Raw genomic sequence first — 14893 nt, 5'->3', positions numbered from 1 at the left:
CCCAATTGTCTGTGATGGCGCTTATCCCTCATTTTGACGATGTAAAAACGATCTACGACTGCGGGGAGCTGTCACAGCCTCTTGAGCTTTGTCCGCTTCCATCATCAACAACACAAGAAAGGAGATTTGATGATGACACAAACCGAAACCAATCCTAAAGCACCGACCCACACGGTTTATTTCCTAAGAACCAAAGAGGGCACTGACAAACCAGACTGGATCAAAGCGGGTGTTGCCTGGGAGCACGGCGATAAAGACGGGTTGAATCTGTCTTTAAAAATTCTGGGCCAGGACATTCCGGTCAAAATCCGTAAGAATAAGCCGAAGGCTACCTAATTAGAAAGCCGGATGGGTCAGGATCCATCCGGCTTTTTTCCATTTTATGAAACAATAACGGCTTCTGATTAAATCTCTTCCTTGCAAATCGAACACACAATGTTCGATTTGCAAGGAAGATTCAGAGAAATAGTCAAGCTTCCATCAGTTCCATTCATAAGGGAAGCGATGTTATGCGATCTCTTTCAACAGATAGCTGGTACTCCGGCCCCCGGACTCGTCCTTGACCAATACGTCTTGTTCAATCAGCTTCTGAATATCTCGTAACGCTGTATCCTGCGAACATTTGGCGATTTTCGCCCATTTGGATGAGGTCAATTTTCCGTCAAACCCGTCGAGCAGCTTGTTGAGCATGAGCCGTTGCCGTTCGCTGATTGGTTTGGTAGAAAGCCATTCCCAATAACGGGCTTTTTTCAACACTCCGGCCAGGATCTCTTCGGTGGCACTCAGAGCCCGATCCAGGCAGCTTAAAAACCAATCCAGCCATTCGGTAATATCAAGATCTCCTTTTTGCGTTTTTTCCAGCATCTCATAGTACCGATTACGCTCTTTGCGGATTTGGGCTGACATACTGTAAAACCGTTGCGCACTGCCATCCGCCCGTGCCAGTTGCATATCGGCGATCGTCCGGCCGATCCGCCCATTGCCATCATCAAACGGGTGGATCGTGACAAACCATAAATGGGCAATAGCAGCTTTCATCACCGGGTCGTATCTCATATCGCGATTAAACCAATCCAGGAATTGCTGCATTTCAAAATCGAGAACTGATGCATCGGGGGCTTGAAAATGGACCCGTTCCCGCCCTAGTGGGCCCGAGACCACCTGCATCGGTCCGGCTTCATTACCCCGCCAATCGGCAATCGTGATTTTGTGCATGCTACTATGTCCCGTTGGAAACAAGGCCGCATGCCAGCCAAACAGCCGGTCTTTGGTCAATGGTTGATCGAAATGCTGGGTTGCATCCAGCAGCATATCCACTACACCTTCGATATTGCGATCAACCGGTACCAGCCCAAAGGTCTCAATTCCCAATCGTTGGGCAATGGACGAACGAACCTGATCCTGATCCAGCTTTTCGCCCTCTATCTCATTGGATTTAAGGATTTCTAACGTCATGGTTTGCAGCATGGCTTCCGACCGAAGGGAAAAGCCCAAGCCTTCCATCCGCCCGATTAGCCTTCCTTGCTTATGGCGTACGAGGGCCAATGGGTTTGCCAGCTTCTCCTGATCCCAATGAAAATGCGGCCAACTCCGCCTTTGGTAGATATACATGGTCTAATCTCCGCATTATATGCGTTGAATATACCCGATTATCTACGCATTGTCAAGCTTATTCTCCGCAAAATATGCGGAGAATAAATACCCTAATCTCCGCAACTATTCGTTTCATTCACTCCTGACCAGAATTTCGGTCACAATGCCATCCTGCATTTGCCCATCGACATGATAGCGCGGATTGCGGGCTGTAATGTTTTTGGGGATATGTTTCAGCAATAAATCGAACAGCAATCCTAGCTGATAGCCTTTCAGGGTGACGATCTGTCCACTGAAATAAAGCTGCATCATATTCATACTGTCGTTAAGTACCAGATCGACCGAAACAAGATAGGCGTAATTGAAAAACGCTCTTCGACCGTCCTCCCAGACAAAGCAGAGATTTCGCACATTGCTGTCTAACTCATGCCATTCGGTACTAGCAACCACATCACCCATTCGGATATCGCTGGTCGCATCCGTCACCTCATTCGGCGAGAAATTGGCTTTAAAGTGCTGGACGGGGTGCATACGGTTTTGTCTTCGGTTTGATTGTCGTTTGAACCGGTTCGCAAGCCCTCTTTACATTCACCGCCACCGGCTTGCTGGTACGGATCACTTGTTCCACCGCTTTACGGCTTGGCTTTTTGCGTTTCACGAGTTCCAACGCCGACAGGCGGTCTCCTAATTCCGATGCATGGGCCAACAAAGAAGCTTTATCATCCGTATAGATATGCACCCCATCCCGCGCCCGTGACACCGATACATAGAACTGATTGAGGTTGGTAGCAACAAAGGTGCTGGCGGGCTGGGCGATAAATACCTCATCGACGGTCTTGCCTTGGGCGGCATGAGAGGTCAGGCAATAGCCGTGGGCGATATGACCAAAATTAGCCGGAACGCTGTAGGTGGCTTTGCTTGCCTTATTGTGTAGGCGCAAAGCCCCGTTTCGATCAACTGCTACAACGTCCAGCATTTGCCCGTTCGTCAATCGCTTTTTATTCGCATCATAACCGTTACGGGTGATCCGGATTCTATCGCCTATCGACAGCGCAATTTCGTTTGGTCGGTACACATCAAACTGATCCATTCTATCCAGGGGCAGAGCAGTTTTCTGGCCGCTGGCATCCTGAATGTAGACTGTTCCGTCGGTTACGGAATGAACTGACCAGCGCGAACCGCGTTCAATGCCGCCCAGTTTCTGATTGAATTGGATAAGTTGCCCCGTGCGGTAATTGCGAGGATCGCTTTTTTCGGCCACGGTTAGGTTGGTATTGACTAGTTGCGGCACGGCTGTTTCCCCACTGGCAATCCGTCCAGCCTCTCGCAATGTAGTCCGGATCGCTGTTGTAACACGTTCCCCTTGATGATGCATTGGTGAAATCACCAACGCAGTTTTCCCTTTTTTCAAAGCCGTCAAATAATCGTTAGCTAAAGCGGCAAAGCCATTGACCGGATCAAGGGCTTTGATCGCTCCCATGTTATCCAATACCATAAACGCTTCACCAACTTTGTTATCGGATAAGGCTTGCACGGCTTGGCGATAGTCCAGCTTTCGCTGCCGGTAGATGCGGCTGACCTCGGACGATTGGATACCCGCAACCGTGTTCAGAATGCGTAAGGCATCGCCACGAACCACGCTGGCGTGTTGCCTGGTATCCCCGCTTAAAATCAGCCGTGCGTTTTTGTGGGTAACCAGTTGGAGCAGGGTGGTCATGTCTTTGGTATTCAAAAGTCCTGCTTCATCGACCCACAGAACACCATGGGTCAAACCCGCTTGCAGTTCCGTAGAGGATAACAATTTGGCAACCGTTTCGGCCTCGCTAAAGCCTTCCTCTCGTAATACACCCCGTGCAGCCTGAGCGGTCGGTGCCACGACCGTAACTTTACATCCTGTTTGCTCGATCAGCCGAATAGCTTCTTTCATCAGGGTAGTTTTGCCGGTTCCGGCTTTCCCACGAATGATCGACACACGGTTAGCGGTGGTCAGCACATGCTGGACCGCTTCCGCCTGTTTGCCGGTCAATTCGATAGAGGGAGCCATTCGATATAGCGGAGGTATGTTGCCTTTACCTTGTTGGGCTAAAGCCACCATGCATTTCTCTTCTGCCAACACTTCTTTGGTGGTACAAAGCATTTGGGCTCCATCCTTGACCCGGATAATGCGCTTGTCGCTGGCAAAGCGATCGGTAATCTGATCGACGGTCAGCGTTAGATGACCCAAGCCTTGTCGATAAGCGACTTCCAAAATCCGCCGATCTTGCATGACGGACACCCGTTCAAATCGCATCGCCAAGGCATGATCGACACACTGCTTGGGGGAGGGAGTAGGAGTAGGTTTGACAGGAGCAAAACGGATCGGCTGATTGCCTTCACCTTGATCTCGTATCCCCAATGCGAATATCTGCTTGCGCCACTCCGCCTTCAGTTGGCTCATGGTCAAACCCTTTTGCTTCTTGGCACGGGTTCGGGCTCCCAATTGATCTAATTTGGCCTGTTCCGTAATGCCGAGTTCTTTGGCAATCTGGCCGATTTCGTTAGTGCGTTTGGAAAACAGTTCAATGATGTGCTCGGGTACACCGGCAATTTCAAAGGCTTTGTCCGTGCGTCGGATGCGATAGCCTAGTTCAACCAGTTTGTCGGCCAGCCGCTTATGAAACCGCGCCTGATAATAGGGCATGTCCTGTTTGATCGACCGGAATTGCCCCGCCTTGAATTGCTGTTCAACGGTATCCCACGTCACGTTGAATACAAACGAATGACAATGGAGGTGAGGATCAGGCACCAAACCTTCAACAGGTCTTGCGGTCTGGTGGATAAAATCGGCCCAGATAAGTTCACCCGTTGGCCGGTCTTCATCCTGGCCATTTTTACGAACGCGGGTTTGGGCGTCCGCTTCAATATCCAGCATGGTTTCCTGAACGCTGGCCTGAAATGCATTTAAAATATGATTGTCGTCGGTCAGAGCGTGGAGAATGGAAACCGACTTGGGGCAATGGAAATTGATGTCATAGCCGACTGTACGATTATCTTTCTTACGAGGGGTGAGGGCCTTGCCTGTAATGGGATTGATATGCTCACAAAGAGCGTTAAACGTATTCTTTGTAATAGAGCCTGCGATTCCTATACGGGCTGCAATCCGACCGCATAATTGGCCCGATTGTTCTTGGCCGTTTAGATAATAGTCGGAACGACGCAAAGAGGAGTTGAAATACTCTCTGGCTTGACCGGCGGAACTGCTTTGGATCATGCGGATCATGCATGATTTTATACAGGACAAACCGGATCAGCCTGGTCAAATAGTCGAATTGTTAAGGAGAGTAGATAAGCAATAAATTGGCAAAGGAAAGTAATATGTTGAAAGACAGACTGTTATAAAACCTGTCAGACATCTTCCCGAAACGTAGTCCATACTATTATCAAGTTTGTCTACCTGTAAATAGTTATCTAAGTTAAAAAAAGATTTGACAATTAAGTTTCAATATTTTATACCTTTATAGTATCTAAGATCGATTATTCACTTTACGAGGTAAGACTATGAATACTAGTGTAGAAGCGACCAGACAAATTCAGCTTTCTATAAATTTTCAAGAACGCCCAATTAAGCGCTTACTCTTTTGGCAAGATGATAAATTAAGGAGAGTGGTTGCTTTAAATCGCTACAAAAAGTTTTTATTTTTAATCAAAAAATATCCTAATCAAAAATTTATCCCCACTGTAGATATTGATTACTACTGGCACCAGCACCTCGAATCGCCTGTTAGCTACTATAATGATTGTATAAATATTTTTGGCAATATACTAAGCCATAATGGGGGGTTTGGTAGAAATAGAAATGAAAGACAACAATGGAAAGAACTATTCCAGAAAACATCATATCTATGGCAATTAGAATATAATGAGCCTTACAAGACTAATGTATTTTGTAAAGCTAAATATTGCACTAGCGAGGTTCGAAATTAACATATTCATCAAAATCAAGTGTATTAATCATTAGTTCTCTATGTTTTAGATCTTTCAATATCTCTTCGGAGTCGTATTCTTGTTCCATTATTTCAAATATATTATTTGATAATGAGTTTAAGGCAGGCTTCTTCCTAAGAAGATTTTCTAATGTTTTAGACAATTCACTATCTTTTATTAAATTTCTGATATCATCTTTTTTTGATTGGTTAATTAATAAGCAAGACCCATGGGCAGGCCGTGTTCGCCCATCGCTCCAAACTCCGCACATTATAAATTCTTTTACGTACTTATAATTATCTTTAAACCTCTTTGAAATACTAGTGATATAAAGTTCAGGACTATGATTGCGTGCGGAGTCTAAGAAAAAATATACGTTCAGATCTATAGCCACAATATAACCTTTTTTATAATATTGGCCCTTCCCTGCTAGTTCAACAGAGCCATCTTTTCTTATATAAAATAAGAAAGGCAAAATCTTTTCTTGATCCCTATTACATGCAAAGCAGTAATAAAGACCCGAAAAACTTTCAGCTATTTGTAAGTCTAAGTCTATAGTAAACATAGGTATATTACTTTTTCTAATAGATGTCATTGAGTCTCGAACATTATTATGGTCATCCTCACGACCAATAACTGGCGACCCATTTTTGAAATCATAATGAAAAATATCTCCTAATAGCCTCTTAAATTTATTTACTTTAGCCTCCCTTGCACCTTTTATTGTATAAAGGATCTCGGATGCACTATAGCCTCCATATCTTGAGTTAATTGCTTTCTTTTTATTTAAATACTCTCCTAGCATTTCGCGAGTTATACCCCAGTCATATCTAATGACGTCCCACCACTGGATTAGCTCTAATAAATCTGTATCATTCATATTATGACTTTTGCTAGTCAAACTCTTGTTTCCTGCCTTTTTCTTTCCCATAAAGTTTCTAAACTATTTAAAAAGTTTATTTTTTTTAAATGTAGCATTTACTAAAAAAAATCTAAAAAAAATTTAATGAATAAATAATGTAAATTCTTAGGCTAAATTACAATGTGCTGTATATCAACTAATTAACTATAAATATTTTGAAGATTTAGCCTGGTAATTTTATAGCTTAGCAAAAAAAGAAGAATCTCATATATGTAACCTTCTTTAATAATCTACTGGATCGCTCTACTTTCCGGTTGCCCCGGTTTTCTTGTGTTTGGTGAAGTTTCAAGCAAAATAAATCTTCAAAACCATGAAAAATCTTTTTGATCATGCATTGCAGTCCCATGACATTGACCATGCGCACATCCGTGACAAATCGGAATTTAAGAAATTAATTATTAATCCTTCAGAGTATAAGGGAGGTATAGCTATTTGGGGAGCGTTAAATCCTGTATACGATACCCATGGAGGTATTAAAGAAGACGGAGTACACGTACATGCTAGGCGTGAAGTAGGTGGCAAAAAGGAAATAGATGAAACTTATGATGTAGTCCAAGTGCCATATACGTCTCAAAATGGATTAGAGCTTTATTTCGAAATTAATGGTTTGGATGCATCTAACTACAACATTAGCACAATATTTAAACAAAGATTAAAATATTTGCACTGCCCCAACTGTGGTAAAATTCATTCTGATAAAGATTGGTACGCTGTTCATCCTCATGAGATTCATGAATGCGAATATTGTAACCACACTTTTACCTCAGACGAACCAGTTATTAGTAATCCAATCATGCTTTTAAAAGAGTTATGTGGTGATGTCTTACAAGATCGAATCGTTATTGATCCAGTTGAACGTACGATGAATGCCCGGCAAGAGAGATTCAAAGGCGGGGTCCAGATTTGGGGATCAAATCCTGCAATATTGTGGACTGCTTCTAAGCCTGAGGAAGGAGGTATCCATTTCCATGGTTTTCGCCACAGTTATTCAATTGAGCCAGAGGCGGACGAAACCTTTGGTAAAGTGAAAATTGATGGCTTATACCTTAATCCAGAAATGGTACGTCACCTTATGGCTCAAAATGGTTTAGATTATTTAAAGGGCTTTATTCATTCTTGCTACTGCCCGGTATGTAATCATAGCCATTTTGATCAATTTGACAATGCAGTTAATCCGCATAATACTCACTACTGCGAAAATTGCTGCTTATCATTTAAGTCCGGATCTGCTATTGTTGCTAATCCATTGATTGATATTTTTAATGGATTAGCAAAAGTGTATCAACAGTTTTCTGACAACCACTCTTAATTTTATTAAATATGGAAGCTCAAATCAAATCTCTTTTTTTAAAAGAAAAGCATGGACAGCCGATGACCAAAGTTGGACAAATGGAGCTTATAAGAGGGTATGGTATTCAAGGTGACGTGAATGCAGATAATATGAGTCCAAGACAAATCCTTATCGTGCGCAACGAAGATTTAGAACATTTTAATATTCCTCTAGGTGGATTACGTGAAAACATAGTAATAGATAATATAGATACTAGTGTTTTCAAGCCTGGTAGTTTATTACAAATTGGAAGAGCAAAAATTAGGCTAACATTCAATTGTGAGCCTTGTAAAAGAATTAGTCAGTACGTAAAGCCTTCTGAAATCATGGGAAAAAGAGGGATATTAGGCGTAGTTGTTGAAGGAGGAATAATACGTGACGACATGACTGTATCAATATACCCTCATGTTTTTTATCCACTTTCAGATTTGCCATTTGACAGATTTAAGCACTTTGTATCACAGATACCAGCAGGTAAAGTCGTGACATATAAAGAAATTACTCGTGGTATGGGCGTTGCAGAAAGTTATCTTCGGGCAATTCCAAATTATATTACTAAAGCTGGATTCGATCTTCCAGTGCATCGAATTGTAGATTCAGAAGGAAATCTCATTCATAAATACATTCCTGATCAAAAAAATCTTTTAATGGATGAGAAAGTGATGTTGAAAGAGTCTATAAGTCTATTTAACGAATCTGAGTGGTTCGTTGCACTGGAACATCACCTGTGGAATGACGCTCTGTTTCTTAATTAACTCAAGTGCAACAGTTTTTAAAAAGGAGTCGAACTTTCGACTCCTTTTTAGCGATGCGTATAGTAGTCTGTAAAGTAACCTCTGCAAATGCGTCAAAATTAGGCTAAGGAGCCATAAGGTATTATATAGATTATTCATAAATCAATAAATATCAGCTAATACGTATATACTGTATAATAAGGGTTTCTGTCATCTCTATTTAGTAATTCATCCATTTGATAATAAGGTCGCTTCGTAAACGCTGTAGGTGGATTGCTGCCAAGAAAGGCGAAAATGTGGTCTGCAGATCCGCGCCTTACTTCATCTGGCGTCACAAGCGGCCTTTGATTAGCATTAGCATTATTGATACCTCCAAATAAACCATGAGAGGTAATAACATAGGATGTTTGGCCAATAGCGGCACTCACATAGTTCGCTGTAAAATTGTCGCTGATGGTGAAAAACTGCCTAATCGCTGTATTCGCCGTAAAGGTTTCCCAGTTCTCTCCGTACAATCCCTGCAATTGAATCAACGATTGCAGGATCGGCCAAACCGTGATTTCAAATCCAGCATAGGTACTTAAAGCTGTCTCAATTTCAGGCAAATATCCCAGAGCGGCAAATTCGTCCAATAAAAATGTTACACGCTTATTGGGCTTTCTGACCACAGCCCGTAACGTCGTCGTAGCTATCAGCCGCAGCCAGCGTGCGTGGCTTTGCAATTTGTCAGCCGGAATGATGATATAAAGCGCCGTGTCACCGTCGGATAACGTCGTCGGATCATAACCGGAACGCAAGGATTTTTGTAGGGAAGGAGACTTCAAAAAATCCGTTGCCTGCAACACTGAAGAAAGAATGCTGCCAAATGTTTCTTCTCCGGCTTCCATTAGCTTGACGATTTCATTACCAGCATTCCGGACAATCTCGCCATTGACCGGATCGGAATTGAGTCGCATGCGGGCGATCAATTCATCCCAATCATCTCCGGCCAGCCGTGCCCACCTCCAAAGGGTTGTCAGTGTTCGGTCGTCACCTTCCTGCGTCGTAGCGATCTGCATGATCAGGCCCGTTACAATCGAACGCGCCGTATCGGTGAAGAACTTGTTCTTATCACCTCGCTCGACGGGTACGAGCATTTCCGCGATCATGTGCGCGTCATCGACTAAATGGATGCTGCTGGTATCGGCCAGAATATCTAATGGATTGTAGGATTCCGCTTCGCCAACATTGTCGGCCAGTAAATCCCAGGGATTGAGAATGACTACCCGTCGGCCACTCTCGCGCTGATACCTTGCGGTAATCGCGGCATTCTCGCCCTTGGGATCGATCACGACCCAAGAGCCGGTATAGCCGCCCAACCCCAAAAGATTAGGAATAATCAGGTTGGTACCTTTTCCGCCCCGTGTACCGGCTACCGTCAGGATGTGGCCCTTATCCTTAAAGACATAGCCTCCACCAATGTACAAGCCTTGACCGTGCCGGTAGGGTTCGAGTTCGTCCGCTCGAGCAAAACGGGCCGAACCAAATCGGTCGCCTTCCACCAACATGTTGTTGATACCAATCTGCCAACGTCGAAAGACACCAAAGACAATTGCTGTAAAAAGAAGGTTGAAAGCGACGTATCCCAGAAAGAACGGGCCGGTCATCCCCATCAGGGCGGCAAATTGAAACAGGCTGACGAGGACGAGAAATAACGCCACCCAAATTAGGGCTGCACCGACGAACATGGCGAACCGGACAATTGGCCGTAGAGGATAGAGTAAGGGATATTCTTCTAATGGCCTCATAAACCGGTTGTAAGCCCGAGCGTACCCGATCAACGCTCCCGCCAACGTAATGGGTGTGAGGAATATCCCGACCAGGATCAGGATAAATTTATTGAATGCAGCTGAGTTCGATTTGAACCGGAAGAGGTAATCAATTTCCTGGGAAGTAACGCCAAACCAATTCCTGACCGGGCTGCTTTCTTGCAGCTCTTCTTCGTATTCGGGGTTCATACACGTTAGGATAATTCAAGTACAGATTTGAACCCAATAAAGAAAAAGCGTCGGGGAATTCCAACCGGAATTTTCCCGTATTTGCCTGATAATTGGCCCAAAAAATAAAAGGCAACATTTGCTGTCAATCAGGAGGTTTTTGTATATTCGGGGAGAAGTTGCAAGACGTGGTTTGTAGCTACAGAAACTGCTGTTTCGTAATTACAAACCTTGCTTGTAAGGGTGGAAATTTCCTCCCTTAACCCTCCTGTAAAATATCCGCAAGCATGGCCCGACCGCAAAAGGAAACGGATGCCAAACGCAATGTGACCATTCGCGTTCGGGTAACAGCCGCTGAGAAACGCCAGATCTGGCAATTAGCTGCCGATGCTGGTTATACGCCCAGCGATTACATGCGTCTGAAGACGATGGCCAGTACACCCTTGCGCCAGGTTCCAACCCCCGACCGGGCGGTCCTGCTCAACCTGATGGCAGAGCTGGGCAAGATTGGCAGCAACGTCAACCAGATCGCCCATGCCCTGAATTACTTTCGGTTGAGTGGTCAACTGGCCGACGTAAACTCCGAAGACATTACCCGTTCTCTTGACAAATTGGACGGATTGACCGGCCAAGTTTTGACACTGCTGGAGCATGGTCATTAGGGGCAACATCCGGGGCAACGGCAAGCAACTCGCGCAGTATCTGGTTTCGGGCGAAGCCAATGAACGGGTACAGATTCTGGACGTGGCCGGTCGGCGTCAGGCAACGGATGCCTATCTGCATCAGACCCTGCAAAGCATGTCGCTGACCAGTGAATTGACCAGGACCAGTAAGGGCCTTTATCATGCCCAGATTAATCCGGCCTACCGCGAAGACCGGAGCATGTCTGATCAAGACTGGATGAAGGCTGCGGATATTTTAGGCCAGGAGTTAGGGCTGCAAGAGCAGCGACGCATTATCGTCCTGCACCAGAAGAAGGGCCGGACGCATGCGCATGTGGTCTGGGAACGCTACGACCACCAGACCGGTACAGTCATTTCCAACCGGTTCAGCCGGTTGGCCCAGGATCGCGCCCGGAAAGAAATGGAGCGCGTCTTTGAACATCAGCAAACACCCCACCGAAATAAGCACCGTCCCGAACTCAAGGAAACACTGACCAATTTGTGGCATGAGGCCGAAACCGGCCAGGACTTCATTCGCGCCGTTCATGCCAACGGCTATTTACTGGCTGAAGGAGTACCGCGCCATCCATTTATGGTAGTGGATGAAAATGGCCGCTCCTTTGATCTGGTTCGTCAGTTAAAAGGCATTCGCATTAAGGAGGTCCGCGCCCGGCTCCGAAATGAAAAACTGATGCCTGAAAAAGAAGCCATCGAAATCATGCGGCAGAAGCAGGATGGCAGTAGTGATTCCAGCAAAGCCGAACAGCAAAGAGATACGGATCAAGATAAAGCCCTCCGTACTGCATCGGTATTCTGGACCAATAAATTGGAAACCACAGTAGAAAGCCCGGAAGTCGAAAGCCAAAAGAAAATGAAAAAGTTGGCGGATGCTTTCATTCAATCAGGGCAGGAAATGACCGAGAAGGCCGAACTAGAAAACAGCCCTGAAAAGAAAAAGAACCTGGCAGAAGCGTACATGCTCAACAGTGATGAACTGACTGAGCAAAATAAAAAGGTTATCGCTGATGCAGAACGGCAAAACCAGTTTGATAACGACATAGCCTCAAAACAGTACATCCATACCAAACCGGAAAGGAATGACAGTAAGAAGCGCCGTCTAAAATTCGCAGCCCAGTTTATGGCGAATGAGAAAGAATTAATCCAGCCGGGTGAGGAACCGATAAACAAACTGCATCAGGAAACGCTTAGAAACTTTATCAAATCGGAAGAGGGCATGTTTACCCAATCAGTTCTAACGGATGAAAAAGAGAGACATCAAACCGTCGCGCAACAGTTTTTTGATAATCAGGAATTGGCCGCAGAACTTACTGACGAAGAAAAGCTGATGCAGAAAATGGTACTGGAGCAGAAGGAAATCCGTGAACGAAGCCGACAAAAGAAAAGAAGACGATCCTGGTAGGTTTGTCGTTGAATTATAAAAAACGTAACTACGCACAGTTAAAGAACAAATTTAAACAGCAATATGAACCCATATCAGCATCCACTAACTGACATAGCTCTAATAAAATTGGGTTTTCAGCCAATGAATCACATGCCATATCCTGTATATAGATATTTGAATGATGGATCCTATACTAAATTAGAGTTATCCTATCAGGAGAATCTATATATTATTTCAGATGGAAGGCTATTCGGTGAAAATAAAGAATATTATCGTGGCCTAATCAAGAATGTGGAGGAATTAATGGAGAGGATAAAACAATATTCGGGGAATGACAGGGCTAAAACGGAGGTTGGCCGAGAAATTCAAGATGCAGATTTTATCTCTATCCAAGCTTGGGAAGACAACGGAGAAGTATTCGTAGCTGACAGTACCATGCGTTATTATAGAGTGTCCAAGAATGGGCAGTCTTATAGAGTAGAGTTTGATCAAAATCGGGGTGGTTTTGATCAGCCAACTCACACCTTAGGAATATTTAATTCTTTAACTGATGCAGTGGCTGCAATACATGGACGTAAGTGAAGGATGTCCAGGCATTAAGAGCTAATAACTTGTAACCACAATTTTGACATTAATTTCACTAGAATTTATTTGACATTAATTGTTCGTACTAAAAATCCCAAAATTAAAATGTTGTACCTATGTTGTACCAAAGAAAAAGGCAGCTACAACATTTCGTCGTAACTGCCTGATTTTGAGGTGGTGATGGACGGAATCGAACCGCCGACACAAGGATTTTCAGTCCTTTGCTCTACCGACTGAGCTACATCACCAGGTAGCCGCGTGGCGTTTTTGTGGGTGCAAAGGTAGCAGTTTTTTCTATTACACCAAATACTATGGTAATTCTTCAGCAGATTTTATTTGTGACCGCCCTCGCAACGGTGGCATGGGTGCTTTTCCGGCGGGTTGGACTCATCCGTCGCGCGATTCAATTGGGAAAACCGGAAAACCGGCTGGATCATCCGGATGAGCGACTAAGCATCATGCTTCGCGTGGCCTTTGGGCAGAAAAAAATGATGACCAACCTGCCCGTCGGCATCATGCACTTCGTGATTTACGTCGGGTTCATCATTGTCAATATTGAGGTGCTGGAAATTGTGCTCGATGGTGTTTTCGGGACCCACCGGCTTTTTGCCCCGGCTATTGGACCGGTTTATCCCTTCCTGATCAACACCTTCGAAATCCTGGCACTGGGGGTCTGGATCGTCTGTGCGGTTTTTCTGATCAGGCGGTTTGTGACGAAAGTCCCCCGGTTTCAACCGGAACGACACCGCGAAATGAGCCGCTGGCCCCGCACCGATGCGGCTTTGATTCTGATCTTCGAAATCCTGTTGATGACAGCGTTTCTAACCTGGAATGCCTCGGATAGCGTGCTCCGCGAGCGGGCCGTGGGGCATTACGGGGAACTGAAAGGACCGGTCGAACCCTTTCTGATCAGTCAGGGGCTGATGCCGGTTTTTGCCACTTGGAGCGATACGGCCCTGGTGGTGGTCGAACGGATTACGTGGTGGTTCCACATCCTGGGCATTCTGTTTTTTGCAGTTTACCTGACCTATTCGAAACACCTGCACATTGTGCTGGCTTTCCCGAACACCTACTTCTCCGACCTGAAACCCAAGGGCGAAATGAAGAACATGCCGGACATTACGAAAGAAGTACAGCTGGCACTCGGGATTGCGCAGGCGGATCCGAACGAAACTCCGGCCGAACCGGGGCGGTTTGGCGCTAAAGACGTGCGGGATTTGTCGTGGAAAAACCTGATGGATGCCTACAGTTGCACCGAGTGTGGCCGTTGTACGGCGGCTTGTCCGGCCAATATCACCGGTAAAAAACTATCTCCGCGCAAAATCATGATGGACACCCGCGACCGGCTGGAAGACGTGCAGCGCGGCTGGCAGCAAAACGGGCCGACCTACGACGACGGCAAAACGCTGCTGGGCGATTACATCACGGCCGAAGAAATCAACGCCTGCACCACCTGCCAGGCTTGCGTGCAGGAATGCCCCGTTAATATCAACCCGCTGGCCATCATTCTGCAACTCCGGCGCTACAAAATCATGGAAGAAGCCCAGGCGCCCGCTTCGTGGAACGCCATGTTCAGCAACGTCGAAAATAACATGGCTCCCTGGAAGTTCTCGCCCGGCGACCGGTTTAACTGGGCGGATCAGGTGAATTCGTAAGCAGGCAACCTGGGCCAAAATTCCAGCCGATGGTCGCCCGCTTCCTGAAAAATCTGTCTACTTTTACTGCC

At 45.4% G+C, this 14893-nt stretch carries 13 protein-coding genes and 1 tRNA gene; 8 read left to right on the top strand and 6 right to left on the bottom strand.

All coding sequences use genetic code 11. From position 1 onward, the window contains the following. Window positions 1–129: 129 nt before the first annotated feature. Complete coding sequence (locus ACFPMF_RS16040) at window positions 130–336, top strand: hypothetical protein (RefSeq protein ID WP_379846926.1); 207 nt, start codon at window positions 130–132, stop codon at window positions 334–336. Between the two features lie 171 nt (window positions 337–507). Here the strand turns inward: ACFPMF_RS16040 and ACFPMF_RS16035 are convergent, their stop codons facing one another. The 3 genes from ACFPMF_RS16035 to mobF form a co-directional block, all read right to left on the bottom strand. Beyond that, on the bottom strand, window positions 508–1611 hold the full coding sequence (locus tag ACFPMF_RS16035) for a Fic family protein (RefSeq protein WP_379846923.1): 1104 nt from the start codon (window positions 1609–1611) through the stop codon (window positions 508–510). A gap of 114 nt (window positions 1612–1725) precedes the next feature. Beyond that, on the bottom strand, window positions 1726–2124 hold the full coding sequence (locus tag ACFPMF_RS16030; RefSeq protein WP_379846921.1) for a hypothetical protein: 399 nt from the start codon (window positions 2122–2124) through the stop codon (window positions 1726–1728). Further along, on the bottom strand, window positions 2102–4852 hold the full coding sequence (gene mobF, locus ACFPMF_RS16025) for a MobF family relaxase (RefSeq protein WP_379846919.1): 2751 nt from the start codon (window positions 4850–4852) through the stop codon (window positions 2102–2104). Before mobF ends, ACFPMF_RS16030 begins: the two co-directional genes overlap by 23 nt. A 278-nt stretch (window positions 4853–5130) precedes the next feature. Between mobF and ACFPMF_RS16020 the strand changes: the two genes are divergently transcribed. After that, complete coding sequence (locus tag ACFPMF_RS16020; RefSeq protein WP_379846916.1) at window positions 5131–5556, top strand: glycine-rich domain-containing protein; 426 nt, start codon at window positions 5131–5133, stop codon at window positions 5554–5556. Here ACFPMF_RS16020 and ACFPMF_RS16015 read toward each other — a convergent pair. Beyond that, the gene (locus tag ACFPMF_RS16015; protein ID WP_379846913.1) at window positions 5537–6487 is read right to left on the bottom strand and encodes a hypothetical protein; all 951 of its coding nucleotides are present in this window, start codon (window positions 6485–6487) and stop codon (window positions 5537–5539) included. The genes ACFPMF_RS16020 and ACFPMF_RS16015 overlap by 20 nt on opposite strands. Before the next feature lie 301 nt (window positions 6488–6788). Between ACFPMF_RS16015 and ACFPMF_RS16010 the strand changes: the two genes are divergently transcribed. Together ACFPMF_RS16010 and ACFPMF_RS16005 are read left to right on the top strand one after the other, a co-directional pair. Further along, window positions 6789–7787: a hypothetical protein gene (locus ACFPMF_RS16010; protein ID WP_379846911.1), complete on the top strand. Its 999-nt coding sequence runs from the start codon at window positions 6789–6791 to the stop codon at window positions 7785–7787. An 11-nt stretch (window positions 7788–7798) separates the two neighbouring features. After that, window positions 7799–8563: an MGMT family protein gene (locus ACFPMF_RS16005; RefSeq protein WP_379846908.1), complete on the top strand. Its 765-nt coding sequence runs from the start codon at window positions 7799–7801 to the stop codon at window positions 8561–8563. Between the two features lie 155 nt (window positions 8564–8718). Here the strand turns inward: ACFPMF_RS16005 and ACFPMF_RS16000 are convergent, their stop codons facing one another. Then, entirely contained in the window at window positions 8719–10539 is a 1821-nt protein-coding gene (locus ACFPMF_RS16000; RefSeq protein WP_379846906.1) for a type IV secretory system conjugative DNA transfer family protein, read from the bottom strand. A 266-nt stretch (window positions 10540–10805) separates the two neighbouring features. Between ACFPMF_RS16000 and ACFPMF_RS15995 the strand changes: the two genes are divergently transcribed. From ACFPMF_RS15995 to ACFPMF_RS15985, 3 genes are all read left to right on the top strand, one after another. After that, complete coding sequence (locus ACFPMF_RS15995; protein WP_379846903.1) at window positions 10806–11180, top strand: plasmid mobilization protein; 375 nt, start codon at window positions 10806–10808, stop codon at window positions 11178–11180. Next, complete coding sequence (locus tag ACFPMF_RS15990) at window positions 11170–12600, top strand: relaxase/mobilization nuclease domain-containing protein (RefSeq protein WP_379846900.1); 1431 nt, start codon at window positions 11170–11172, stop codon at window positions 12598–12600. The genes ACFPMF_RS15995 and ACFPMF_RS15990 overlap by 11 nt, the downstream gene beginning before the upstream one ends. A gap of 63 nt (window positions 12601–12663) precedes the next feature. Further along, window positions 12664–13164: a hypothetical protein gene (locus ACFPMF_RS15985; RefSeq protein WP_379846898.1), complete on the top strand. Its 501-nt coding sequence runs from the start codon at window positions 12664–12666 to the stop codon at window positions 13162–13164. Between the two features lie 178 nt (window positions 13165–13342). Here ACFPMF_RS15985 and ACFPMF_RS15980 read toward each other — a convergent pair. After that, a tRNA-Phe gene (locus ACFPMF_RS15980) sits at window positions 13343–13415 on the bottom strand. A gap of 63 nt (window positions 13416–13478) precedes the next feature. On the opposite strand from ACFPMF_RS15980, the gene ACFPMF_RS15975 reads away from it, so the two are divergent. Then, a complete protein-coding gene (locus tag ACFPMF_RS15975) occupies window positions 13479–14822 on the top strand; it encodes a 4Fe-4S dicluster domain-containing protein (RefSeq protein WP_379846895.1) in 1344 nt (447 codons plus the stop codon). Window positions 14823–14893: the final 71 nt, after the last annotated feature.

This window comes from Larkinella bovis, assembly GCF_042655385.1.
Taxonomy (GTDB): domain Bacteria; phylum Bacteroidota; class Bacteroidia; order Cytophagales; family Spirosomataceae; genus Larkinella; species Larkinella bovis.
Note: the sequence above shows the minus strand (reverse complement) of the source record. Positions and strands in the feature narration are given on the sequence as shown.